Annotated in this window: 22 protein-coding genes and 3 pseudogenes; 15 read left to right on the top strand and 10 right to left on the bottom strand. The window is 61.4% G+C overall.

What is annotated here, in order from left to right; genetic code table 11:
• The first annotated feature begins 579 nt into the window (after window positions 1–579).
• The 3 genes from repA (at window position 580) to repC (ending at window position 4,372) form a co-directional block, all read left to right on the top strand.
• Complete coding sequence (gene repA / locus ACSF9G_RS22725) at window positions 580–1,803, top strand: plasmid partitioning protein RepA (protein WP_436644419.1); 1,224 nt, start codon at window positions 580–582, stop codon at window positions 1,801–1,803.
• Between the two features lie 75 nt (window positions 1,804–1,878).
• Window positions 1,879–2,889: a plasmid partitioning protein RepB gene (gene repB, locus ACSF9G_RS22720; protein WP_154386552.1), complete on the top strand. Its 1,011-nt coding sequence runs from the start codon at window positions 1,879–1,881 to the stop codon at window positions 2,887–2,889.
• Between the two features lie 166 nt (window positions 2,890–3,055).
• Window positions 3,056–4,372: a plasmid replication protein RepC gene (gene repC / locus ACSF9G_RS22715; protein ID WP_154386551.1), complete on the top strand. Its 1,317-nt coding sequence runs from the start codon at window positions 3,056–3,058 to the stop codon at window positions 4,370–4,372.
• Between the two features lie 37 nt (window positions 4,373–4,409).
• On the opposite strand, the gene ACSF9G_RS22710 is transcribed toward repC, so the two are convergent.
• Complete coding sequence (locus ACSF9G_RS22710; protein WP_154386550.1) at window positions 4,410–4,616, bottom strand: hypothetical protein; 207 nt, start codon at window positions 4,614–4,616, stop codon at window positions 4,410–4,412.
• 115 nt (window positions 4,617–4,731) lie between these two features.
• Window positions 4,732–5,655: a recombinase family protein gene (locus tag ACSF9G_RS22705; protein WP_154386549.1), complete on the bottom strand. Its 924-nt coding sequence runs from the start codon at window positions 5,653–5,655 to the stop codon at window positions 4,732–4,734.
• A gap of 162 nt (window positions 5,656–5,817) precedes the next feature.
• On the opposite strand from ACSF9G_RS22705, the gene ACSF9G_RS22700 reads away from it, so the two are divergent.
• Window positions 5,818–6,207 (top strand): MbcA/ParS/Xre antitoxin family protein, encoded by a 390-nt coding sequence (locus ACSF9G_RS22700; protein WP_154386548.1) that lies wholly within the window; start codon window positions 5,818–5,820, stop codon window positions 6,205–6,207.
• Entirely contained in the window at window positions 6,204–6,722 is a 519-nt protein-coding gene (locus ACSF9G_RS22695; RefSeq protein ID WP_185910482.1) for an RES family NAD+ phosphorylase, read from the top strand. The genes ACSF9G_RS22700 and ACSF9G_RS22695 overlap by 4 nt, the downstream gene beginning before the upstream one ends.
• 41 nt (window positions 6,723–6,763) lie before the next feature.
• Here ACSF9G_RS22695 and ACSF9G_RS22690 read toward each other — a convergent pair whose 3' ends face one another.
• Both ACSF9G_RS22690 and ACSF9G_RS22685 read right to left on the bottom strand, forming a co-directional pair.
• A complete protein-coding gene (locus tag ACSF9G_RS22690; protein WP_154386547.1) occupies window positions 6,764–7,783 on the bottom strand; it encodes an LLM class flavin-dependent oxidoreductase in 1,020 nt (339 codons plus the stop codon).
• Window positions 7,784–7,901: 118 nt separating this feature from the next.
• Window positions 7,902–8,966: a site-specific integrase gene (locus ACSF9G_RS22685; protein WP_154386606.1), complete on the bottom strand. Its 1,065-nt coding sequence runs from the start codon at window positions 8,964–8,966 to the stop codon at window positions 7,902–7,904.
• A 221-nt stretch (window positions 8,967–9,187) separates the two neighbouring features.
• On the opposite strand from ACSF9G_RS22685, the gene ACSF9G_RS22680 reads away from it, so the two are divergent.
• The 6 genes and pseudogenes from ACSF9G_RS22680 to scpB all read left to right on the top strand — a co-directional run bounded on the left by ACSF9G_RS22680 (window position 9,188) and on the right by scpB (window position 15,138).
• Window positions 9,188–10,912 (top strand): TnsB C-terminal domain-containing protein, encoded by a 1,725-nt coding sequence (locus ACSF9G_RS22680; RefSeq protein ID WP_436644418.1) that lies wholly within the window; start codon window positions 9,188–9,190, stop codon window positions 10,910–10,912.
• Between the two features lie 53 nt (window positions 10,913–10,965).
• The gene (locus ACSF9G_RS22675; protein WP_246670856.1) at window positions 10,966–11,832 is read left to right on the top strand and encodes a TniB family NTP-binding protein; all 867 of its coding nucleotides are present in this window, start codon (window positions 10,966–10,968) and stop codon (window positions 11,830–11,832) included.
• Window positions 11,832–12,251 (top strand): annotated as a pseudogene (locus tag ACSF9G_RS22670) (TniQ family protein); the annotation flags it as partial. The gene ACSF9G_RS22675 and the pseudogene ACSF9G_RS22670, both read left to right, overlap by 1 nt.
• 245 nt (window positions 12,252–12,496) lie before the next feature.
• Complete coding sequence (locus ACSF9G_RS22665) at window positions 12,497–13,003, top strand: hypothetical protein (RefSeq protein ID WP_246670852.1); 507 nt, start codon at window positions 12,497–12,499, stop codon at window positions 13,001–13,003.
• Between the two features lie 369 nt (window positions 13,004–13,372).
• Window positions 13,373–14,413 carry a DUF1403 family protein gene (locus tag ACSF9G_RS22660; RefSeq protein ID WP_154386543.1) on the top strand — a complete coding sequence of 347 codons (1,041 nt, stop codon included), beginning with the start codon at window positions 13,373–13,375 and terminating at the stop codon, window positions 14,411–14,413.
• A gap of 2 nt (window positions 14,414–14,415) precedes the next feature.
• Window positions 14,416–15,138 carry an SMC-Scp complex subunit ScpB gene (gene scpB / locus ACSF9G_RS22655; RefSeq protein WP_093037012.1) on the top strand — a complete coding sequence of 241 codons (723 nt, stop codon included), beginning with the start codon at window positions 14,416–14,418 and terminating at the stop codon, window positions 15,136–15,138.
• A gap of 929 nt (window positions 15,139–16,067) precedes the next feature.
• Here the strand turns inward: scpB and ACSF9G_RS22650 are convergent.
• Entirely contained in the window at window positions 16,068–16,358 is a 291-nt protein-coding gene (locus ACSF9G_RS22650; RefSeq protein ID WP_139274564.1) for a hypothetical protein, read from the bottom strand.
• 75 nt (window positions 16,359–16,433) lie between these two features.
• Window positions 16,434–17,191 (bottom strand): IS5 family transposase gene (locus tag ACSF9G_RS22645; protein WP_436644417.1). Its coding sequence is split into 2 segments (ribosomal slippage): window positions 16,434–16,852 and window positions 16,852–17,191, totalling 759 coding nucleotides; the frame shifts between segments, so codons are not numbered across the junction.
• Between the two features lie 81 nt (window positions 17,192–17,272).
• Here ACSF9G_RS22645 and ACSF9G_RS22640 point away from each other — a divergent pair.
• The 3 genes and pseudogenes from ACSF9G_RS22640 (at window position 17,273) to ACSF9G_RS22630 (ending at window position 18,985) form a co-directional block, all read left to right on the top strand.
• On the top strand, window positions 17,273–18,061 hold the full coding sequence (locus ACSF9G_RS22640) for a MaoC family dehydratase (protein ID WP_093037332.1): 789 nt from the start codon (window positions 17,273–17,275) through the stop codon (window positions 18,059–18,061).
• A 155-nt stretch (window positions 18,062–18,216) separates the two neighbouring features.
• The gene (locus tag ACSF9G_RS22635; protein WP_245414195.1) at window positions 18,217–18,489 is read left to right on the top strand and encodes a hypothetical protein; all 273 of its coding nucleotides are present in this window, start codon (window positions 18,217–18,219) and stop codon (window positions 18,487–18,489) included.
• Window positions 18,489–18,985, top strand: a pseudogene (locus ACSF9G_RS22630) (aldehyde dehydrogenase family protein). Before ACSF9G_RS22635 ends, ACSF9G_RS22630 begins: the two are co-directional and overlap by 1 nt.
• A gap of 233 nt (window positions 18,986–19,218) precedes the next feature.
• Here ACSF9G_RS22630 and ACSF9G_RS22625 read toward each other — a convergent pair.
• Window positions 19,219–19,983, bottom strand: coding sequence for a FadR/GntR family transcriptional regulator (locus tag ACSF9G_RS22625; RefSeq protein WP_371822012.1), 765 nt, complete (start codon window positions 19,981–19,983; stop codon window positions 19,219–19,221).
• 413 nt (window positions 19,984–20,396) lie between these two features.
• On the opposite strand from ACSF9G_RS22625, the gene ACSF9G_RS22620 reads away from it, so the two are divergent.
• Window positions 20,397–20,711, top strand: coding sequence for an EthD family reductase (locus ACSF9G_RS22620; RefSeq protein ID WP_093037020.1), 315 nt, complete (start codon window positions 20,397–20,399; stop codon window positions 20,709–20,711).
• Between the two features lie 534 nt (window positions 20,712–21,245).
• On the opposite strand, the gene ACSF9G_RS22615 is transcribed toward ACSF9G_RS22620, so the two are convergent.
• The 3 genes and pseudogenes from ACSF9G_RS22615 to ACSF9G_RS22605 all read right to left on the bottom strand — a co-directional run.
• Entirely contained in the window at window positions 21,246–21,677 is a 432-nt protein-coding gene (locus ACSF9G_RS22615) for a GlcG/HbpS family heme-binding protein (RefSeq protein ID WP_093037026.1), read from the bottom strand.
• A gap of 4 nt (window positions 21,678–21,681) precedes the next feature.
• Window positions 21,682–23,874: a malate synthase G gene (locus ACSF9G_RS22610; protein WP_093037335.1), complete on the bottom strand. Its 2,193-nt coding sequence runs from the start codon at window positions 23,872–23,874 to the stop codon at window positions 21,682–21,684.
• Between the two features lie 54 nt (window positions 23,875–23,928).
• A pseudogene (locus ACSF9G_RS22605) lies at window positions 23,929–24,171 on the bottom strand (FAD-binding oxidoreductase); the annotation flags it as partial.

Raw genomic sequence — 24,171 nt, 5'->3', positions numbered from 1 at the left:
GTCTGATTGTCATCGACTTCCGGTACCCACGTCCAATTCATTGGCTGAATCGTTTGGGCGTGAGGGATTCACGTCGGTGATAATTGCCTCTCTGACGGGAAAGACGATCGACCGGAGGGTTGTCTAGTTGCTTCCGTTTCCCGTCGGCCCATGGACTTGTGGCAGCCTGACAAACACGCGTTGGGCAATTTTGAGCCACCACGCTGGGCGCTGCATAGCCGGCTAAGAGTCATCTGTTCATGGGTGAAGGTGAGTCGCCCCAAAGGAGCGGCGGTCACGCCCACTCACTCGGTTTGACGCCATCCACCACTGTGAAACTTCTCAGGGTGCTGCATGGACCGAGCCAGCGGCATGTGGCATTGAAGGTTCTCGCGGATTGACCAACCGCGGAGAAACTAAGCGATTGAAAAATCGATGGAAAATGTACGCGCCGACGCCGCGATTCCGGACTGTGAGGCTCCGCTGAGTGATCTTGTTGGCGTGGACCTGGGCATGTCGTTAAGGTTTCGTTAACCTAAAATCCCTTGCCAGAGAACGGGAATCGCTCATACTGGCGCCAGATTGGCCGAAAGGTCGAATATGGCGCTATTTTCTCGTTTGGGGGACAAAGCGGAGATGGCATTTCTCCCAAGTTTTGAGTTTGACGACAAGATCCTTGCCCAGGGGGCCGAGATCTCGCGCAAGCTCGACCAATTGCGCGTCGAGAAGTTTCCGACCGAGGGGCAGAAGACCCTTCGGCGGTTCTCGATGGCCGAGGTCGCCCACTATCTTGGTATCAGTCCGAACAATCTGAAGCGCCTCCATCTTGAAAAGAAAGGTCCTGAGCCTTTCGTCGGTGCCGGCGGACGGCGCTTTTACGCGGCCGAGCAGATGACCGAGCTTCGGGACTATCTCGACAAGCACGGGCGATCGGATTCCAAGAAGTATGTGCCCTACCGCAAACCTGGCGAGAAGCTGCAGGTCATTGCGGTCGTCAACTTCAAGGGTGGATCGGGAAAGACCACCACCACGGCGCACCTCGCGCAGCATTTGGCGCTCACCGGTCACCGGGTCCTGACGGTGGATCTCGATCCGCAGGCTTCGCTTTCAGCCCTCCATGGCTTCCAGCCGGAGCTCGACAAGAACCCCTCGCTCTACGACGCGATCCGGTACGACAACCCCGCCCCGGCCGAAGATGTCATCCGCAAGACGAACTTCCCCTTGCTCGATATCATCCCGGCGAACCTGGAGCTGCAGGAATATGAGTACGAGACTCCGCTTGCCATGCAGTCTCCGTCTCAGGAAGGAAAGCGGTTCTTCACGAGGGTCGCCCGGGCGTTGGATTCGGTCAGTGAGCGCTACGACGTCGTGGTCGTCGATTGCCCTCCACAGCTCGGCTATCTGACGCTGTCGGCACTGTCGGCCGCCACCTCGGTTCTGATTACCGTCCACCCGCAGATGCTGGATCTGATGTCTATGAGTCAGTTTCTGCTGATGCTGGGCAATATCATGAAGTCCATCAAGAATGCTGGCGCGAAGGTCCAGCTGGACTGGCTGCGCTATCTCATCACCCGATACGAGCCCACGGACATTCCCCAGGCACAGATGGTCGGCTTCATGCAGTCGATGCTTGCCGAGGAAATTCTGAAAAGCCCAATGCTCAAATCCACGGCGATTTCTGACGCCGGCCTCACCAAGCAGACGCTCTATGAGGTCGAGCGATCGAACTTCAATCGCGATACCTATGATCGGGCGATCGACAGCATGGATGCCGTGAACTTCGAGATTCAGGGACTGATCCACCAGGCATGGGGGCGGTTGTGATGTTGACTGCCGTCAAAACCACCAAAAAAACCCACGGTTTCAAGCGCATAAGCCGCTTAAGGGGGTGCTAGTCAAATGGCGCGGAAAAATCCCTTTGCCAGCATCATGGACAACGGCGACGCTCCCGCCGAGCGCCCGGTCGCGCAAGACTACACCTTCAAGGGGGCATCACGCTCGCTCATAAGCTCGATCGACGAAATGGCGGCTCAGGCAGGCAAGCTGCTCGAGGGCGAGACGATAATCGAGGTTAACCCCGACCTGGTGGACCAATCTTTCGCCAACGACCGGCTCAACGTCGATCAGGAAGATTACGAGGCCGACTACGCTCAGGTGTTGGAGTCGATCCGTGGTTCCGGCCAGAACTCCCCGGCGCTCCTTCGCCCTCACCCGCAGCGGCCCGGCCGCTACATGCTGGTCTTCGGTCGCCTCCGCTGGCGCGCCGCAAAAGAGCTTGGTCTCAAGCTTCGCGCTGTCATCAAGGATATCTCCGAGCGCGATCATGTGATCGCCCAGGGACAGGAAAACAACGCGCGAGCGAACACGTCCTTCATCGAGAAAGCACTGTTTGCCGCCGACATCGTTGAGCGGAAATTCGACGAGGACAACGCCACAGCCCTCGCCGCAATCGGTGTCGATCGGCCGACGCTTTCAAAGATGCTCTCTGTCGCCTCGATGCCCAAGGAACTTCTCGAGGCGATCGGCCGCGCGAAGGCTGTCGGTCGTGATCGCTGGTATGAGCTCAAGCTCCTCCTCGACAAGCCGGGCAATCTCGACACTGCCCTGGCTCTGGCATTGAGTTCCGATTGGCATGGGATGCCAAGCGAAGCGCGGTTCGATGCGGTCGTCACGAAGCTGAAGGCATCCAAGCCGCGCCGCCGTGCCGCGCAGGCGCCATCCAAACGCAACTGGGCGCCGTCTGATGGGCGTATCGCCGCGGAGATGGTGGCCAGTGGCAAGAAATTCACCATCGCCCTCAAGGCGAAGGGAACCGACGCAGCAGCGTTCGGTGACTACCTCTCGGAAAATCTCAGCGAGTTGTATGAGGCTTTCCGTCGGGAAAAACGAGCAACCACGAACGGAGATTGAGCGCAAAAGAAAAAGGCCCCCGAAACGGCAATTCCGGAAGACCTTCTCTTTAAGTTTGGCGACTGAGAGAATCCCACTTCCGCGAATCATAGTCAAGACCATTCAGGTCGGTTTGAGCGCCGATTCGGCGAGCAGGTTTCTTTTGCCTAGCAATAGGTGAAGGACAATGCAGACGCATACCCCAACGACGCCCTTTGGGCGGCGAACGATGTCACTTGGCATGATGGCAAGCCAGGCTGTGGCAAAATCGGCACCGGCTGGCGCCCAGGTCCAGAAATGGAAAGTGTTCCAGACGATCCGGGAAGCGCGCGAGCTGATCGGCGCTACGGACCGCGCACTCGCCATTCTCAACGCGCTGCTCTCGTTTCATCCGGAAACGGAGCTCACAGGCGACGGCGAACTGATCGTCTGGCCGTCCAACGAGCAACTCATGGCCCGTGCGAACGGAATGCCGGCGACGACGCTACGGCGCCACCTGGCCGTCCTGGTCGACTGCGGGCTGATCATCCGCAGAGATAGTCCGAACGGCAAGCGCTTCGCCCGCAAGGGCAGGGGAGGTCAAGTCGAACAGGCCTACGGGTTCGACCTGGCGCCGATCGTTGCCCGGGCCGGGGAATTCAAGGAGCTGGCGGACACCGTCCGGGCCGAGAAGAACGCCCTTCGGATCGCCAAGGAGCGTCTCACGCTCCTGCGCCGCGATATCGTCAAGCTCATCGAGACTGGCATCGAGGAGAACGTTCCGGGCAATTGGGGCAGGGTCTACCAGACCTATCAGGCCATCGTCTGCCGCTTGCCGCGCTCAGCGCCGAGGCAACTCATCGAGGATATCTGCTGCGATCTTCACGGCCTCTACACGGAGATCCTCGAGGTATTGGAATCATTTGCAAAAACACAGAATCCGGACGCCAATGAGTCCCATTCTGGTCGCCACATACAGAATTCAAACCCAGACTCCATATTTGAATCTGAAGACCGCTCTCGAAATAAGAATGAAGCGGGCGGCAGCGCCGCGGAAACCGACAACGTACGGAGCTTGCCGAAGCGAGAATTGCCTTTGGGCATTGTGCTGGACGCCTGCCCCAACCTGCGAGAATTGACGCAAGGCGGGGAAATCCGTCACTGGCGCGACTTTCTGGCCGCGGCGGAACTGGCCCGGCCGATGCTGGCAATCAGTCCCAGCGCGTGGCGGGACGCCTGCGAGGTCATGGGCGAACAGCACGCGGCGATCACCCTTGCCGCGATCTACCAGCGATCAGACCAGATCAACAGCGCCGGCGGCTATCTGCGCAGCCTGACCGACAAGGCAAGGGACGGCAAATTCTCGACCTGGCCAATGATCATGGCACTGCTGCGCGCCAAGCTGGACGCCGACAAATCGGCGGAGAAAACCGGCCACGAACCGCGAAGCGGCGGTGAAAGCGGGGAAGGGCGGCTCGAAGTCTCGGAAGCCCTTCTGCGGTCGCTGAACAAGCCCAGATCGTGATGATTGATAGATTTGAATTCCGCGGGCGGCAACTCGGTCAGTCTCTGTCGTCGTCGATCAGACCGTCAAAAGTTTCGAGCAGTGCATCGATGATCGATTGGCCAAGGGCATTTGCAGCTTCGCCCATCCGGGCATCGTCTCCGCACCGCGCCGCAGAAGCGAGCTCCGAACCCTGCTCGGTCAGGATCGACTTGGTTCGCTCGATGGCCCATTGGGCGAAATCGTCGCGGCTGTTGACGGTCATGGCTTCCACTGCTGCGCGCTCCGGAGTTTGCGGACTGTTTGGGTTGTTCTGGCTACGAACGAGCTCCGCGAATTATACGGCGTAGGCGCCACAAAATCAGTCCTCGGTTGCGTATTCAGGCCGCCTCGAGCAAGCCGCTACGCTTTGCCCGGTCGATGAGGTTCTTGACGGACGAGGGCGCCCATTTCGTACCGCCACGGGGCGTACGCTCACGAAGTCGCTCGAGCTGGTTGGCGATTTCGCGCAAGGTCAGCTCCGGATTGGAGGAATGGATGCCCGCCACGAGGGTCATCAGACGATCCTCAGCTGGCCGAGGCGGCGACTTCCTCAGAAGCGACTTGTCGGCCATTCCCTCGCTGACAATCCATTTCACCGCGCGCCGTAAACGCTCAGGAGTCCAATCGAGACCACGTTGCCTGAGAACGCGGGAGATATCGTCCCATGTGTGGTCGGGTCGCATGCGCCGCACAATGGGAAGCCACTGGTTCGCGGATGACTGGAGACGCGCTCCATAGGCTGCCTTTTGCGCGGCCGTCATCTTGGCCAGCGCGTCCGGCCGACGTTCGCGGATCCCTGGATTGCCCGGCATCCGGCCTTTTGCTCTGGCGGCTTTGATGCCTGCCTTGGTCCGTTCGGAGTTGAGAGCCCGCTCCAGCTGGGCCACGGCGCCAAGAACCTGCAGGGAAAACATGCCTTGCGGCGTCGTGGTGTCGATCGGGTCGCTGAGCGACCGGAAATGCGCACCTTTTGCCGTCAGGTCCTCGATGACATCGAGCAGATGGCTTACCGAGCGCGCCAGGCGGTCGAGCCGAACGACGACAAGCGTGTCGCCAGCGTCGATCTCGCGGACAATCTTGGCAAGGGCAGGGCGGGCTCTTGAGGCCCCGGAGCCGTGCTCCCGGACGATTGTCTCACATCCGGCGGACCGCAACTCCATCTCCTGGGCTTCTGTAGCCTGCTCGTCTGTCGAGACGCGCGCATAGCCGATTTGCCGGCTCTGTGGTCGACGGGAGGAGTGGTTGTGCGGTGTTTTGGCCATTTGGAGCGCCTGAGAACCGTATCGGAGACGAAATTACAAACGTAGAAGATACAGATAACCGATCGGTTGGAGACGCATCGGCTTCCGAACTTGAAAATAGCCGAGGAGTGTCATATCTTTTGCACAGTAAATGCGACTATGTGTATGACAGGATGGAATCCTATGGGCCAGGCCCTCAAGATACCCGTGCAGAATGAACCTTTGGTTTTGTCCTATATGGACCGGGCCGGGAAAATTGCCATCAACCAAGTGGCGGACGGCTTTGGAATGTCCAAGGGCCAATTGGCCGAGACGGCCGGCCTTGCCCGCGAAACCCTCTATCGGTTGGAGCGCAGCCGCACGATAAAGACCCAGGGGCGTCTACGTGAAATGCTCGAGATCATCAGTCGCGTGACGGAATGGGCGGGCGGAAAGGAACAGGCGATGGCCTGGTACCGAGCCCAGCCGCTGCCGGCATTCGGTGGTCGCACCGCCGAAGCCCTCGTGAAGGAAGGCAAAGCCGCTGCCGTTCGCGATTATCTGGATCATATGGCCCTCGGCGGCTTTGCGTGAGGTTCGTCAGAACCTGCTATAGGGCACATGATCCGCGTTGGGCCTTCAAGCCGACTTCCGGTGAGGGAGCCGCGATCAGGGGTGCGCGCTTCAATCCCAAAGGTGTGCCAGCGCTATATCTGGGGCTCACCATCATGACGGCGGTCAAAGAAGCCAATCAAGGCTTTGCGCATCGGATCGACCCCTGTGTGCTGTGCTCCTATGAGGTCGATTGCGAGGGCATCGCAGACCTGACGACCGAGCAGGGGAGGGGAGAATTTTCCGTCGCGCTCGAGGACATGGCCTGCGCTTGGGCAACGGTCCTCAGCGACGGCGAGCGCCCTGCATCCTGGTCCATCTATGACCAACTGCGGCTTCAAGGCATTGCCGGTATTCTGGTTCCGAGTTTTGCTCCGGGTGCCGAGACAGAAGATCGCAACCTAGTGCTTTGGGACTGGGGTCCGGATCTTCCGCACAAGGTGACTGTATTCGACCCGAGCGGCCGGCTGCCGAAGGACCAGTTGTCCTGGCGATGAAGCAATTGCGGAAGGACAGAGGGAGCTTTCGGACGGAGGCGTCAGCGCCAACCCAAGGCCGGGGCGACGTGGGTCAGGATCGCCTCGATGACATGCGCATTGTAGTCGACACCGAGCTGGTTGGGGACGGTGAGCAGCAGCGTGTCAGCCTCGGCGATGGCCTCGTCGCCCTTCAACTGCTCGATAAGGACGTCCGGCTCGGCGGCATAGGAGCGGCCGAACACGGCGAGCTTTTCAGGCTCGATGTAACCGAAATGATCTTCGCTCTCGTTGCCGCCGAAATACGCCCGGTCGCGATCGTCCACCAACGCGAAGATGCTGCGGCTGACGGAGACCCGCGGCTCGCGCGTGTGACCGGCCGCCTTCCACGCCTCGCGGAAGGCGCGAATCTGATCGGCCTGCTGGAGATGAAAGGGTTTTCCGCTCTCGTCGAACTTGAGTGTGGAGCTCTGCAGGTTCATTCCCAGTTTTGCTGCCCATTCCGCAGTTGCGTTGGTGGCGGCGCCCCACCAGATGCGATCACGCAAGCCCTCCGAATGTGGTTCGACACGCAGCAGGCCAGGCGGGTTCGGAAACATCGGGCGCGGGTTGGGTTGTGCAAAGCCTTTGCCGCGCAGCACGTCGAGGAACACGTCGGTGTGCTGCCGGGCCATGTCGGCATCGCTCTCGCCCTCTTGCGGAACGTGGCCGAAGTAGCGCCAGCCATCGATCACCTGCTCTGGCGAGCCGCGGCTGATGCCCAGTTGCAAACGCCCTCCGGCGATCAGGTCGGCGGCGCCGGCGTCTTCGGCCATGTAGAGCGGGTTCTCGTAGCGCATGTCGATGACCGCCGTGCCGATCTCGATGCGGCTGGTCTTGGCGCCAATCGCCGCCAGCAGCGGGAACGGCGAGCCAAGCTGGCGGGCGAAGTGATGCACGCGGAAATATGCCCCATCCGCGCCCAGCTCTTCGGTAGCAACGGCCAGATCGATGGACTGCAGGAGTGCATCGGATGCAGACCGTGTCTGCGACTGGGGCGAGGGCGTCCAGTGTCCGAACGACAGAAAACCGATCTTTTTCATGAGAATGCCACGTCAGAGTGAAAGGCGCTCGCGTTATCTAGTTATTGAACCGCTGGCGCGCCACGCCGAATTCGCCCACCAGATGTGCGAGAAGGGCAGGGGAGGGGGTTTTTTGTCCCTACAGCCCGCTTGCCTTGGTGAGATTGACTCGAAACCGATCGCGGCGCCGCTGATATCTACGGGTCATCTCGGCGGAGGCGTGGCCGAGCTGCTTTTGCACGTAGCGCTCGTCGACCTCGGCCGACGAGGCAAGCCCGGCGCGCAGCGAATGCCCCGCGAACTTTTGTTCTCGTTCGCCCTCGGAAAGATCGCCGCGTACGCCGGCCGCCAGCGCTGCCCGCTTGACCAGGCGTGCCACCTCCTGGTCGTTGAGCCGCTCGCTGCCCACCTTTTTGCCTTGCCCCGTCACCCTTCGGAACAGCGGCCCGTGGGCAATGCGCGCGAGCTTGAGCCAGGTCTCCAGCGCCACGACCGGGCAGGTCGTGTCGGACGAGCCCCGGCCGATCTCGACCTCCCGCCAGCCGGTCTTGCCGCGCAACGTGACGAGCAGGCCTTTTTCGAAGACCTCGATCCAGCCGCGGCCGTCCTCGGTTTGGTCGCGGCCGACGTCCAGGCCGACGATTTCGGAACGACGCAGCCCGCCGGCAAAGCCGAGAAGCAGCATGGCACGGTCGCGCAAGCCGCGCAGGGTACCCCGATCGAGGGTTTCCAGCATGGCCATGAGATTCTCGGGCAGGATGGCTTCCTTCTGTACTGGCGGTTTTGCGTGGCTGTTGCGAATGCCGGCCATGACGGTGGCGATGTGCCGGTCTTTCCTGTCCAGCGGCTGGCCACGCTGTGCATAGTTCCACGTCAGCGAGGAGAGGCGCCGCTCGATCGTGGATACGGAGTTCGGCTTCTTGTCGCCGGTCGCCTTTCCTGAGGCGCAGGCGGTGATGTAGAGGCCGACCAACTGCGGATCGGGCGGGAACACGTCCAGACCTTGGCGGCGCGCCCAGGCGCAAAAATGCTTCCAGTCCGCAGCGTAGGCGCGGCGGGTGTTGGCCGAGCTCGCCGCCTCGACATAATCGCGCGCGCGATCGGCCAACGCGTCGAGATGCGCCGGCAGGCGCGGATTGGCGACGGCCGGAAGAGGGGAGGGGGCTTCGGCTGACAGTTCTTCCGGGGCGCGACCCATCTCCATGACGACATCGATGATGTCGGGCAAATCGTCCGCAGCTTTCGCCTCCAGCCCGGCCGACGACCGCAGACCTAAAGCATCGTCCTGCGCCCCCGTGCTGTGGGGCGGTGCGGAGGGTCGCGCGAGGCGATTTTCGGGCTTCTGCTCGACGATTCGGGCTGTCGCTCGCGTTTGGTCAACGGACGGCAAGTTACTGATCTGGCGCGAATCATCTTCGGAGTTCATTGGCGGATTCTAGCCGAATCAGCGGATTTTTCGTAACATTCGAGCGGACGAACTTTACAGCGAGGGTGGCTGTGGTTCATGGGCCCGACAAGGAGACGGTTGATGATGCCGCCTGGAATGAGGCGGTTGCAAGGGAGGCCGTGATCCGCAGACTGGTCTCGCTCGACTGCCCCGGCCGGTCCGATTTCTTCCGGGCTTGCCGTGAACTCGGCCTCAAGCGAACCCGGCTTTACGAACTGATCAGGGCTTATCGGGAGCATCCGGTCACGAGTTCGCTGCTGCCGCGCCCGGGCGGCACGAGACAGGGCAGCCGCCGGTTGCCGGATGAGACCGAAGCGGTAATCGCCGAAGCGCTCCGGGACTTTTACAAGACACGCCAGAAGCCGAGCATCAATCGACTGCACAAGGAGATCCGCGGGCTCTGCCGCTCGCGTGGCGTGCGCGTACCGTCCTGGCATGCGCTGAAGGCGCGGATCGAGGTCATAGACCCCGCCGAACTGACCAAGGCACGGGAAGGCTCGAAGGCAGCGCGTGATCGCTTCCACCCAGTTCCGGGAGAATATGCCGCCGAGTGCGCGTTCAACGTAGTCCAGATCGACCACACGCTGGTCGATGTCATTGTCGTCGATCGCCGATGTCGGCGGCCCCTGCAGCGGCCGTTGCTGACGCTCGCCATCGACATCGCAAGCCGCATGGTCGCGGGCTTCTACCTGACGCTCGAGGCGCCGTCGACGGTTTCGGTCGCACTCGTAATCCAGCATGTCGTGCAGCCGAAAGAGGTGTGGCTTGCCGGACTGGGCATCGATGCGAAGTGGCCGGCCTGCGGGTTCCCTGATGCCATCCACCTCGATAACGCCAAGGAATTCCGGTCGCGCGCCCTGCAGCGGGGCGCTGAGGAATATGGCATCGAGCTCATCCATCGTCCGATCGCCACTCCCCACTATGGCGGCCATATCGAGCGGCTGATCGGCACCATGATGGGCGCCGTCCATCTTCTGCCGGGCACGACGTTCAGCGACATCGACGAGCGTGGCAGCTATGATTCCGCCGCCCATGCGACGATGACTCTGGATGAACTGGAGCGGTGGATGGCGCTCGAAATCACGCGCTACCACGCCGATCGCCATGGAACGCTGGGGATTCCGCCGCTTGCGGCATGGCACGAGGCTGCGGCCCGCCGCGTTCGGCCTGTGCGTCAGCCCCACGATCTCGCCGGCTTCACGATCGATTTCCTGCCCAGCGCCGACCGGCTGGTGCGGCGTGACGGCATTCACCTGTTCGGTCTCCGCTACTGGGATGACGTGCTGAGCATATGGGCCGGTCGGCTCGATCGTGCGTTGCGCGTTTCCTACGATCCACGCGATCTTTCGAGGGTTTTCGTGCGCGCTCCGGATGGTACGCGCTGGCCGATCCGCTTTGCCGATCTGCGGCGCGCGCCGATCACACTTGGCGAACATCGCCGCGCTCGGACCGCCCTGCGGGAACGCGGTCTTTCGCTGGTCGACGAGCAGCTGATCTTCGAGACCATTGAGTCCCAGCGCGCACTAGTCGAGGACGCGACCAGGCGCACCAAGGCAGCGCGTCAGCTGGCGGAGAGGCGCGACCGAGCGCTGGAGGCTGCCGCGTCAAACGCGCTGGTTGCGGCCGAGCCGGCGCAAATCGAGGATGAGCGGCCGATCGACTGGAGCAAGGTCCCCGTCTTTCCCGTCGAGGAATGGTCGTGAGAGGGGAGGGGACTTTCGAGCACCTCGACGACCGCTACCGCCGCTATGCCGCTTTGCCCGACGAAGAGCGCATTGCCTGGATCAAGGCCGACCGCTGGATCGGCTTCGACCAGGCGCAAGCCGCACTTGTCCGCCTGAACGCGTTGCTTGCCTATCCCCCACGTGACCGTATGCCCTGCCTGCTGATCTATGGCGACACCGGCATGGGCAAGACCAAGATCGTCCGCAAATTCGAGCGGGCGCATCCGCCCACATTGTGTCAGTCGACGGGCGTGACCAACAGGCCGGTCGTCGTGGCCCAAGTACCCTCGGAGCCGGTCGAGCGCGACCTCTATCGGGAACTGCTGGCCAGCCTGCAGGCTCCAGCGCTCGTCGGCGGCGCGCTTGCCCGGGAGAAAGACATCTGCCGCTCGCTGCTGCGCACCGTCGGCGCCAGAATGATCGTGCTCGACGAGGTCAACGGCATGCTGGCGGGGACCTATCGGCAGCAACGGATTTTCCTGAATGCGCTGCGGTTTCTCGCAAACGACCTCAGAGTGCCGCTTGTCTGCGCCGGTACCGACCTGGCGCGCCAGGCCTTGCTCACCGACGCGCAGCTTGCCGAGCGCTTCGAGGCGTTTCATCTCAAGCTCTGGAAGAACGATCACGCCTTTGCGCGGCTCTTGAAAAGCCTCGCTGGCATCCTGCCGCTGCGCGCTCCGTCCGATCTCGAAACGGACGCGGTTCGTGAAAGGATCCACACGCTCACCAGCGGCGTCACGTTCAGGATTTTCCAGCTGATCGAGACGGCAGCCGAGGAGGCGATCCGGTCGGGGAAGGAACGGCTCGACCTGATGAGCTTCGGCGATGATCTTGTCCTTCCGCTTGTGTCGATGACGCAATCGGCACGCCGGCGGATGCCGCAGCCGGCGGCCGGGTGATGGAGCCGGATCGTCTGCCCGTGGCGCCGCGGCCCTTTCGCGACGAATTGCTGTCCTCCTGGATGGCGCGGGTGGCATGCCGCTACGGCCTTACGGCGCAGCAACTAGCCGGCTATTTCAGTGGCCTGTCGTCACCCCTGCCGATAGACGACGGGGCTCCGGCGGCCGGGCAGACGAGGGTTTGGGCACAGATCTGCAGTGTCGACCCCGATCGGTTGCATCGCCTGTCCCTGAGCTGGCGCTACCCGCGACGCGCTCGAGCCTGGTACGTAAGCAGGGGACCGGAATGGACGCCGTCGGCGATGTCCGGGTCTATCCCAGTCTGTCTCGCTTGCTTCGCTGCCGATCGCGCTGCGGGCCACGACGCGCATCTTCGAGCCGGCTGGATGCTCGCCGAACGCTGTATCTGCCCAACTCATGGCGAGTTGCTGCACGATCACTGCGTATCGTGCCACTGGCGTCTTTCCGTGGCTTTCCACCTGCACGACGGAAGCGCGCGGCCTGTCTGCAGCCATTGCGCGCGGCTTCTCACCGATAGGGGAGGGAGGGCGGTCAGCCACAGGATCCCGCCCTCCTGGCGACGGCGCTGGCCACCCAGCAGCGGATCACGGCAAGCGTCAACGGTGAAAATCCCGAGGGCGACAGGCTCGAGAAGGCGCTCTCAGTGCTCTGGGCGCCGCTCGACCATCCGGCAGCAGCGCGGCCGGTGCTGGCGCTGTGGTTCAACGAAGCCGGCTGGCGCTGTCCCTATGAAGCCAGGCATGCCGTCGGCGCCAAAACTCCGCTCGGCCAGTTGCCGGTGCGCTGGCGCTTCCTGACGCTGCTGGCTCTGGACGACGTTTTCGGTACCGATCCGCGCGTGGACGGTGCAATGCCGCCTGTCGCCGCTCATCTCGCCCGGCGGGCCGCGCCACGACCGATCCGCCTCTCAAGGCCAAGCCGACGGCCGCACGTCCAGCTGCTGAAGCGCTCGGCGGCCGAGTACGAGCGCCTGGCACGTCAAATTCTGGCTGATCCGAACTGGACCGCAGCGGAAGAGCTGCCCCCGCGAAAGCGAGAGCGTGTCCGGGCTCGGCTGATCGATGCTGCGCTTGCCGGGAATCCGGCGTCACCCGGGGCATGGTTGTCGCCCAAACTATCGAGCGACGAGCAGGCGATTCAGAAATGCTGAGACTGCGTGCTGCGGGGCGTAGTCTCACGAATTTCGATTCATCCGGCCGTACAAGGATGCACGAGATTTCGTCCGCAAGCCCGATTGACGTCGATATCGGCATTCTGCTCGACGAGAGAGGCTGCCCGCTGCCGCTGTCCGGGGATTAAGCGCAAACCCGGTCCGCTCAATGAACGCGAATTCTCGTCGATCTGACGCCTAAAGGAGACTGTCCGCCGGTGAAAAGCGAGCCACAAGGCCATTTTTTAAGGGGTCTCACAAAACGAGCGATAATGCAAGATTATCATTCATTATTGTTTGCCGACAGGCAGGGCGCTTTAGGCATATTATCGTTGTCAAAAGCGCCGCCGTGATTCATCCTGCTTTTCGATGATTCTGCGGCCCAAACTCCTCTCGCGCCACCCCGGCAAGCTTCTTGACGCGGTGGCCGTCGCTCCGTGGGCCCTGGTCCCGGCCTGGCTGCGCCGGGCAATCCCGGATGCGCAAAGCGTTGCGGGAAAGGAAGTTGAGGAGGTCGCGCTTGCTGCCGGTGCTGCTATCGGCGCCCTCGATGCGGTAGTCCGCCGGCAGGAACGGTGGGCCGGGGTCTGGCGGCAGCGCCTGGCGCTTGTCGCGGCCGCGGTGACGGCACGACAGGCCGGCCGCGTCGAGGATTCTTTGGCATTGCGCGACGCCGTGCTGCTGACACGCCCCGGCGATTTTTTGTCCGTTGGCCCGGCCGGGCTTTTGCTGCTCGCCTGGCGCCGGTTGGTCGACACGCCTGCCGAGAAACTGCTGACCGAGCGGAGCATCGGCGCGGTGTTGGAAGAACTCGGCTACGCCCCGGATGAAGAGGTGGTCAGCGCTCTGGTGGGGGAACTCGGTCAGATCGGCGGCGGGGCAGAGACGGTCGGGATGCTGACCGGTGCTTTTGTGGCCGCCGAACGCTATGGTTTTGGGCCGGCTTTCGGCGCCTGGCTCGCCGACGGTCTGCTGGCGCAGCGGCTGGCGTGGCCGCATGCAATACCGCTGCTGGGCACCGAAGCTGCTTTTTTTGGCATGCGTGCCGGGCATTCACGTCGGGCGGCGACCGGTATGGCGGCAGCGGGCCCTGAGACAGAGCCGGAGCGTGCCAAAAAACTGCTGGCGGCACAGGCGCGGGCGGCGCTGCGCGCCATCGATCTTTTTGCTGAGCTCGGCCGCCGTGCCGAAAAACTGCTGGCCGTCGCGCCGAAACTCAGGGCCAAGGGAGCGGACGCGATCGTCGACCGGTTGTTGAACGAAGACGCGCTCATGGCCTCGCGCGGGGACAAAAAAATGGACAAAAAGATGAGTGACCGGGGGCTACGCCGCCTGTTCGACCGGCTTCTTGTCCTGGGTGCCGTGCGTGAGCTGTCCGGTCGCCCGACCTTCCGCACCTACGGACTGTGACGATGGCGGCTCGTTCGACCAAAACTCGGCGAGACAATGGGGATGGGCAACGACCGTTGCTTGACCGGGAGCTGGATCACCTGCCGCCGGAGGCGCGCTGGCGCGAATGGATGCAGCGCGTTGAGGCAACCATTTTTGCCGCCAGCGAGCCGGTGACACGTAGTGTCCTCGCGCGGGTGGTTGGCGCGGATTGCAACCTCGATCTCTTGATCGACGACATTCGCGAGGAGCTGCGCGGGCGGCCTTACGACCTGGTCGCCGTCGCCGGCGGCTGGAAACATTTGACCCGGCCGACCTATGCCGACGCCATCCGCGCCGCTATGGGCGGCAGTGAGAAGGCGATGGATCTCACGCAATCCGAGGTGCTGGTGCTGATGTGCGTGGCGTATTTCCAGCCGATCACCCGCGCCGAGTTGTCGTCTTTCTTCGGCAAGGAGATCAGTCGTGATTTTATTGGTCATCTGCGCGGCGCGAAGCTGATTGCGTCCGGCCCGCGCAGCCCGACGCCCGGCGCGCCCTACACCTACGTGACGACCAAAGAATTCCTGTTGGAGTTCGGCCTCGACACGCTGCGCGACCTGCCGGATTTCGAGGCGCTCGAAGACGCCGGGTTGCTGTCGAAGGAGAAGCTGCTGGCAGGGGATATTCCGATGGGGATTGCGGGCGGTGAAGATGATGGCGAGGACGAGCAGCCGAGCGTCGGTCTCGTCGACGACGCGATGTGATGAACGGATCATCCTGGTTTTCCTGCGCCCGCCGATGAGAACTCATGACCATGACGACTGATCGTGCGACAGGCGATGACCGGTGAACCTACATGGCGTTGCCGTCAAGCAGGCTGGCCGGAAATAGCACCAACTTGGTGCCGCCGGCATAGCGTCGCGGCGAGAACAGGATGTCACGAAACCCTGCTGCTTGACCTGGTCGGCGGGCTTCCAGGAAGATTCTGATGCTGTCCCGTGTCTTCCTGACGACCAGCACGAAAGCGAATTTGCTCGTGCGAACAAGGCCGGTCTATGCCGATGCGTCGTCTGGCGGGGCAGTTCGCTTTGGAGCGGTTTGGTGATCGCTGAGGGTCTGGGAGAGACTGTGCAGCGCCCTCAGCAATTCTCCCATCGCCATACTGTGGGACAGCCCGTCTTTTTCGACGACCTTGATCAGCGCCTCGATATGGGCGCTGTCGGTATCCCACGGATTCGAAGAAGTTTTCATAAAGCATCGATTCAGGGGCAACGCGCGGGCGGCCAGGAGCGGGATGCCGCCCGCCGTGTTGCCTGATTTGCGTACTCGTTACCTGGCGCGAATCCCAATCTCGCTGATTATGGTTAAAATAGCATTACAGACTGCGTTTGAATCAGCACCGAAGCATGCCGCTTTGTCGGGCGGATGCAGCGGCACGAGGGCAATGCCCGTGTCGAACGGACACGACAGGATGGCCTGCTCGATTGTCAGAAACTGAAAGCGAACAGTAGATGTCGGTGTGATCGCCAGGACTGCTGAGCGACCTTACGGAATTCGAGGATTTCGGCTGCCCGCTTTGGCATCGAATGCTCGGTCGTGGTGATTGAGTGTGAAATCGCACCGAACAGTAACCCCGCGTCGAGCAGGATTTATCGACCTGATTTCATTGCGAAAATTAGAATTGTCCAAGGATCTAAGAAGGCGCAAATCGCAACCCTTCGAAAATCTGGGAAAGAGCAGCTGAATCAGACACTTGAGCATGCTGGTGCTTGGGGTTACTGTTCGGCGCGATTTCACAACGTGTATGCGAAACTGATAAAGGTGAAGGCCGCGCCACCTCGATGACAACCTTGTCCGCTACAATGTCGCTTGCACCTATTCGCTGCTGGGCGAGACTGATGGTGCCATCAAATTGCCGGAAATTTGCCTGAAGCAGTTTGGGACCGACATGAAGCAATGGATCAAAAACGACTCTCGATCTCATCCGGGATCATCCGGCAATCAGACGCTTTTAGCGCCGTATTGATGTCCGTCAGCAATGCTATGTTAGGGTCCGGACTCATAACCAATAGCTGACGGTGGCGGCGATACAGACTGCGGCGAGGAAGTTGATCGCAAGGCGGTCGTATCGTGTGGCGACCCTGCGGAAATCCTTGAGCCGGCAGAACATGCGTTCGATGGCATTGCGGTCGCGGTAGAGCGCGGGGGAGAAGCAGTTCTTCCAGCGCCGGTTGGCCTTTGGCGGAATGTTCGGCATCGTGCCGCTGGCCTCGACCTGGCGGCGGATCGCATCTGAATCGTAGCCCTTGTCGGCGTGCAGGATGCGGGTGTCCGGCAGACGTTTCAGAAGCTCGCCTCCCGCCGTGCAGTCAGCGACCTGGCCGCCGGTGAGCATGAAGGCGATGGGGCGGCAATAGCGGTCGGTCAGGGCATGGATTTTGGTCGTGCGGCCGCCGCGCGAGCGACCGATGGCCTGATTTTGTTCCCCCCTTTACCACCCGAAGCCGAGCGATGCGCCTTCACGGCGGAAGAGTCGATCAGCACCTGCTCGTGCGGGCCGCCGGCGCTGGCGAGCGCGTGAAAGAGATCGTTCCACACCCCTTTCGCCGCCCAGCGGACATACCGGTTGTAGAGCGTCTTGCGCGGCCCGTAGTCCGGCGGCGCATCGACCCAGCGCCCGCCAGACTTCAGCACATGAACGATGCCGCTGATCACGCGACGGTCGTCGACCCGCTCCTTGCCGCGCGTGTCGGTCGGCAGATGAGGTTCAATGCGGCGAAACTGCTCTTCCGTCAGCCAAAATTGGTCGCGATTCATCACGTCTCCCTTTCAGGAGCCGTGAATCACATACCAAGAAAGACGCCAACACTTTTATGGGTCCGAACCCTAGGAAGTCAAATGGCTGAGCCGCCCTATCGCGTCCAGGCGTTCAACAGCGCCACGCACTCCGAAAACAGGATGCACGATGATGCGGTGGCGCAAAAATATGGCTTCAGCGGCGGCCTGGTGCCAGGCGTCGATGTCTTTGCGTATATGGTCCACGTTCCGGTGGCGAAGTGGGGACGAGCCTTCCTCGAGCGCGGCCTGATGGAGGTGCGCTTCGCGAAGCCGGTTTACGATGGCGAAACCGTGGTGGTTACGTCCGAGCCTTCAGACGAAGGCCTAGCGATTGCGCTCAACGGCAGCGACGTTCGAGCTGCCGGCAGTGCCTCGCTGCCGGACGCGCCACCCCCGATCTCCGTTGGCGATTATCCCGAGACTGCGCCGGTTGCGGTGCGGGGGCCGGTCGATCTCAGGTCTTACCAGGTCGGCAAATGGCTCGGAACGGCGCCGCGCTCCTGGCCGGGCCAATCTGGAGCGGACTATCGGGCGGAAGTACGCGAAACCGATCCAATCTATGCTCGCGAAGGGTTGGTGCATCCCGGTATGGTGCAGCGGGTTATGAACCGGGTCTTGATGGAGAACGCTTTACTGGGGCCGTGGATTCATCTCGGCAGCCGCATGCAGATGCTGTCCACAGCTGCTTGCGATGAAGAGTTGGTCGCGCGGGCACGCGTTACCGCGAACTACGAAAAGAAGGGCAACCGTTTCGTGGAAGTAGATGCCGTTGTTGTTGCGAACGGCCGGAAGTTGATCGCCCACTGCCAGCACATCGCGATCTATCAACTTCGCGAACGAGCAGCGTGAGGCACAAGGCTGTCGAGCAGCATCGTCACCGGCGCACCCGGTTCTGCAGGCCGTCAAAACAGATAAGGGAACGCAAGACACGCACGTGACAATCGCTCCACCAGACGCGGACGGGGATTCTAGTCGCCTTTCAAGTTTGTCCCCCAGGACAGCCCGTGTCTGCTTCGGCGGCGCGGGCATCCTTACAACGAAAGCAATCAAAGATGCCCAATGCGGCGCTGGTATATCCCGATACGAAGCTCTTTATTGATGGCGAATGGCGTGAGGGTCGCGAATGCCGGACTATTCCGGTTATTGATCCGGCGACCGAGGAGACGATCGGCTCGGTTGCACATACCGCGCGCCGGATCTCGACGCCGCGCTGGCCGCCGCCGATCGCGGCTTCAAACTCTGAAGCTCAACCTCGGCGTTTGATCGGTCTAAGCTGATGTGCAAGGCCGCCGGCTTGCTGCGAGAGCGCGGAGATCGCATCGCCTGGCTCCTGACGCGCGAGCAAGGCAAACCTTTGGCAGAGGCCAAGGGCGAAGTGATGGCGGCGCCGACATCATCGATTGGTTCGCTGAGGAGGCGCGCCGCACTTGCGGCCAGGTGATTCCGGCGCGCGCGCGAAGAGCCATGCAGATGACGCTCAAAGCTGCCGGTCGGTCCGGTGGCCGCGTTCACGCCCTGGAACTTCCCGTCAATCAAACAGTGCGCAAGCTCTCCGCGGCGCTCGCCGCCGGCTGCTCGATCATCGAAGGCGCCGGCACCGCCGCCGGCGGCGCCTGCCGAGCTCCTTGGCGCCTTCGTCGATGCCGGCGTGACCGCCGGGGGTCGTCACTCTGGTCTCTGGCGCGCCGGGGGAGATCTCCGAGTGTGAAAATGCGCCGGCCAGTGACCCCGCGTCGAGCAGGATTTGTCGTGCTGATTTCATTGCGAAGATGAGTGTTGTCCTAGGGATCTCAGAAGGCACGATTGTGACCCTGCGAATCTCACAAAGAGCAGCTGTATCAAACTCTTGAATGTTCCAGTACCTAGGGTCACTGGCCGGCGCATTTTCGCAGCCGATCGCCTAATCAGATTCACGCGCTCGAAGGCGCACTGAGTCAGTCGGTCTGGTCGGCATCGAGGTATCGTCCCTCGGTTCATTACGCTTCGGCACCTTGGGGTCGATTGCACTATTTGGTAGTTTGTTCCGGCGCCGCGTGGAGAGTCTGCCATGTGGCCAGGGCTCGGGACAAGTGTCGGTCCATCATTCCCACTGCCAAATCGGTTCGACGAGCCTCAATGGCTTCAAGTATCTCACAATGATCGTCGTAAGCTTGCGTGCCCCGTGAGTAATCTGAAAAGTATATTATGCGACGCTGTTTTGAGAATTCATAAAATAATTTCACCGTGCGAAGCAGTACTCTATTCTGTGTTGAAGCGACGATTCCAAGATGGAACGCTTCATCCTCAGCCTCAATTGTCTTTTTGCTATCAATTGCAAGCTTCGTTTTGTAGAGGATTTCCCTCAGCCGATCTACGTCCTGATCCCGCCTTCTATCGCAGGAAATCCGTACGCCCTGCAGCTCCAGAATACTTCGCACTTCAAACACGTCCTTAGTCTCTTCAGGCTGAAACGGCAGGCCAGAAGACGCACGAAGAACGAGGGCCTCGATGCTACTTTCCTCAGAATTTCTAAGATAGATCCCAGAGTTAGGCCTTCGCTCAATCACACGCATCGACTCGAGAGCGGCCAAAGCCTCGCGAACCGCCCCGCGACTGACATTGAACCTGTCGGCAAAGTCACGTTCCGACGGCAATCGTTCGTTCGGCTCATAGCGACGCTCATCAATGAATGAGAGTATTTTCCCTACAACGTTCGGGACACCGGCAATCCTATCGCTTTCCGTCTTCTCAAGCATTTTTCGGTCTTTTTTCCAGCCGTCAGTCCATCCCAACCAGGTCCATCCCGATACGGAAGGGTCATAAATCATACGCGTTGCTTGGCAACTCGAACCCAAAGTACCAGTGAAACCCTAGCCGGTCTACCAAATTGGTTAATCCGGCTCCGCGCTGAAGCTGCCATATGCCCGATGGTTAAGCCACCCGTTCATTAAACTCCCCACGGCATGCCTTGCGCGTAGAGATGGCCAAGCGCGGCGCCCGGCCAACACCAAGCCGATGGCCTAGCCGTAAACGCCGTCCGCCGTTCAGGGCCTTCCTCTATCGCCACCGCACCCTCGAGACGCAGGTCGAAACTACCTTGCTCTCGTCAAACTCATTTCAGCTAAAATCTAGATGCAATTCATGGGTCGGTGACCTATAAATGCCCCCGGAACGCTCGGAGAGGCGTTCAGGTAGGAGCCCGACCATGATCAAGATGAGCGTCTACTATCCGGCCCATGGCGGCTCGAAGTTCGACCACGATTACTACTGTGCCAGCCACCTGCCACTGATCAGAGAACGAATGGGCGATGCCTGCCTGCGCTACGAGATCGAGAAGGGCCTAACGGGCCGCGAACCTGGAAGCGCGCCGGAGTTCGTCGCAGCGTGCCACATCTACTCACCGAGCCTGGGGACATTCCGGGAGGCGTTCGGCCCACACCGCGCGGAGATCGTCGCGGACGTCGCCAACTATACGGACATCGCACCCATCGTGCAGATCAGCGAAATCGTTGGAGCGTAAGGGCTTCGGTGCGTCAGGCTTGGCCGTTGTCCGGGATCGGCGTCGTGCTCGCCATGACCAGCTAACCGGTGCCGAACAGGTCCACGATCAGGAACGTGTCATTGCCATTCATGCGACAACTACTTTGCTCTCGTCAAGCGCGCTTCAGCCAAAATCTGGATGCGCTCTATGAACCGGTGAAGTAGACCGGCGCTGGCGAACGGTTCCAGAAAGCACCCGAAGCCTGCATCATTAACTCCATCTATCTTCGAAGTAGGGGTCAAAGTTCGGTCGTGCGGATACCCGCCGGGACCAGCGCCGCGTCGATCATTGCCATGACCATGTTCTGCGGGGCCTTGCCGATGTCGATGACATGTCGGCGGTGTCTATAGTGAGGGTGAACATGCGTCTCTCTCCTCACCTGCGAAGAGTAGAGCGAAGGTGCAGCCCGCTCACCGACTTGAGGCCAGCCTGCCGCAAAGTTCATCGGCAAAACCCGCTTCCAAGCACATTCCGCACGCAAAAGCCGTTTCACGCTTTTGCTTGGAAATGGGGTTAGCCCTTGTCCGCGGCCAGGCCTACCTGTTCGACAGCGTGCGCCGCGCAGATTTCGTCGTTGTCCGATGTATCGCCGGAGATTCCGACAGCACCGAGGGTTTCGCCCGCTTCCCCGCGTATCAGGACACCACCGGGAACCGGCACGATCTTCCCGCCGGAAACGCCGGACAGGGCTTGGACAAAATGAACACGCTCGGCGGCGGCCGCGTTCAGCCAGCGGGAGCCCGAGCCGACCGCCAGCGCGCCATAGGCTTTGCCAAAGGCGATCTCGAAGCGGAGCATGGAAGAACCATCCTGCTTCTGGAATGCGATGAGGTGGCCGCCTGCATCGAGCACCGCGACCGAGAGCGGCTTCAGGTTGAGCTCCCGCCCCCGATCCAGCGCGGATTCGATGATGCGATTGGCGACATTCAACGTGATGGTATTCATTGTTTTATCCCGTTCCGAGAACGTTCTCGCCTGCCCCACTGGCCTTCAGCTCCAACCGGCGGGCGTGCAGAACCGGCTCGGTATAGCCGTTCGGCTGGGCGCGGCCCTGCAGCACCAGATCACACGCGGCCTGGAAGGCGATCGAATTCTCGAAATCCGGGGCCATCGGCCGATAAAGCGGGTCGCCCTCGTTCTGCCGGTCGACGACCGCCGCCATGCGCTTCATCGTCTCCATCACCTGATCGCGCGTACAAACGCCATGATGCAGCCAATTGGCGATGTGCTGCGAGGAGATGCGCAGCGTGGCGCGATCCTCCATCAGGCCGACATCGTTGATGTCCGGCACTTTCGAGCAGCCGACACCCTGGTCGATCCAGCGCACGACATAACCCAGGATGCCCTGGGCGTTGTTGTCGAGTTCCTTCTGGATCTCTTCGGGCGTCCAGTTCGGCCGCAGGGCGACGGGGATCGACAGGATGTCGTCGAGCTTGGCCTTCGGGCGGTTTTTGAAACCTTCCTGCACGGCGTGCACATCGACCTTGTGGTAGTGCGTCGCATGCAGCGTCGCGGCTGTCGGCGACGGCACCCAGGCGGTGTTGGCGCCGGCCTTCGGGTGAGCGATCTTCTCAACCAGCATCGCCGCCATCAGGTCGGGCATCGCCCACATGCCCTTGCCGATCTGGGCATGACCGGCAAGCCCGCACTCCAGGCCGGTGTCGACATTCCACGCTTCATAGGCGGAAATCCACGCCGCCTGCTTCATGTCGCCCTTGCGGATCATCGGGCCGGCTTCCATCGAGGTGTGGATCTCGTCGCCGGTGCGGTCGAGGAAGCCGGTGTTGATGAAGACGACGCGTTCGCGGGCTGCACGGATGCATTCCTTGAGGTTGACCGTGGTGCGGCGTTCCTCATCCATGATGCCCATCTTCAGCGTGTTGGGCTGCATGCCGAGCGCCTGTTCGACGCGGCCGAAAAGCTCGACAGCGAACGACACCTCCTCCGGCCCGTGCATCTTCGGCTTGACGATATAGACCGAGCCTGTCCGCGAATTGGCGCGGCGGCCATTAGGGCCGACATCGTGCAGCGCGATCAGGCTGGTGATCATCGCGTCCATGATGCCTTCCGGAACCTCATTGCCGTCGCGGTCGAGGATCGCCGGGTTGGTCATCAGGTGGCCGACATTGCGCACCAGCATCAGCGAGCGGCCGGGCAGAGTCAGTTTGCTTCCGTCGGGTGCCGTATAGTCGCGGTCAGGATTGAGCTTGCGCGTGAACGTCTTGCCGCTCTTCGAGACCTCTTCCTCTAAATCGCCCTTCATCAGGCCGAGCCAGTTGCGGTAGACGGCGACCTTATCCTCGGCGTCGACCGCGGCGACCGAGTCCTCGCAGTCCTGGATGGTGGTAATGGCCGATTCCAGAATAACGTCTGAAATTCCAGCCTCGTCTTGGCTTCCGATGACGTGTTGATCATCAAGGATGATTTCGATGTGAAGGCCGTTTCTCGATAAGAGCAACGAAGACGGATTGTCGACGTCACCTAGGTACCCCGCGAATTGTGAGGGATCGCGCAACCCACCCTCCGAGGAGCCCGTCATCAGTCGAAACTGACCATCTTTAATTTGAGAACTGGTCATGTTTGACCAGCTGTCTGTCTTCAACGGCACGCTGTCATCTAAGAATGCTCGCGCCCACGCGATGACTTTCTCGCCGCGCTTGGGATTGTAGCCATTGCCCTTTTCGGCGCCGTCGGTCTCGGGAATGGCATCGGTGCCGTAGAGTGCATCATAGAGCGAACCCCAGCGCGCGTTGGCGGCATTCAGCGCATAACGGGCATTCATCACCGGCACGACGAGTTGCGGACCGGCGACGGTGGCGATCTCCGGATCGACGTTTTCGGTGGTGACCTTGAAATCCGGACCTTCGTCCAGCAGGTAGCCGATCTCCTTGAGGAAAGCCTTGTAGGCCGCCATGTCGGACGGCGCGCCATTTTCGCGATGCCAGGCGTCGATCTTCTCCTGAATCTCGTCGCGCTTTTCGAGCAGCGCCCGGTTCTTCGGAGCGAGGTCGCGAACGATCTTGGCGAAGCCGGCCCAGAACTCTGCGAGCTTGATGCCGGTGCCCGGCATCGCGCGCTTGTTGACGAAATCGTAGAGCCCGCGATCGACCTGCAACCCGCCGACTTCGATTCGATTTGCCATGTCCAAAGCTCCGTTATGGCGCCCCCACAGGCGCGTATCGTTTCGCGGGTTCGGTGCATAGAAAAACCCTTCCACTTCCAGCTCTGCGCTGACGGAAAGGTTCGTGACGCCGGTCTGAACCCTGATGAATCGGTTTGCGGTATCAATCTCGCGAACATCCCGCACCACGCTATCGGCCGTCGGAAGTGCGCCGCCTGCCAACGATGTCTCCGCACCGCGCGGGATAACCGGAACCCGCAGATTGTGGCAAATTCTCATCGCCGCCGCTACCTCCTCGGTGGTGCGAGGCAGAACCAC

Origin of the sequence: Microbaculum mangrovi (assembly GCF_051390635.1) — a bacterium.
Lineage (GTDB): Bacteria > Pseudomonadota > Alphaproteobacteria > Rhizobiales > Tepidamorphaceae > Microbaculum.
The sequence above is the reverse complement of the archived record's forward strand: the minus strand, read 5'-3'. Positions and strand labels throughout refer to the sequence as shown.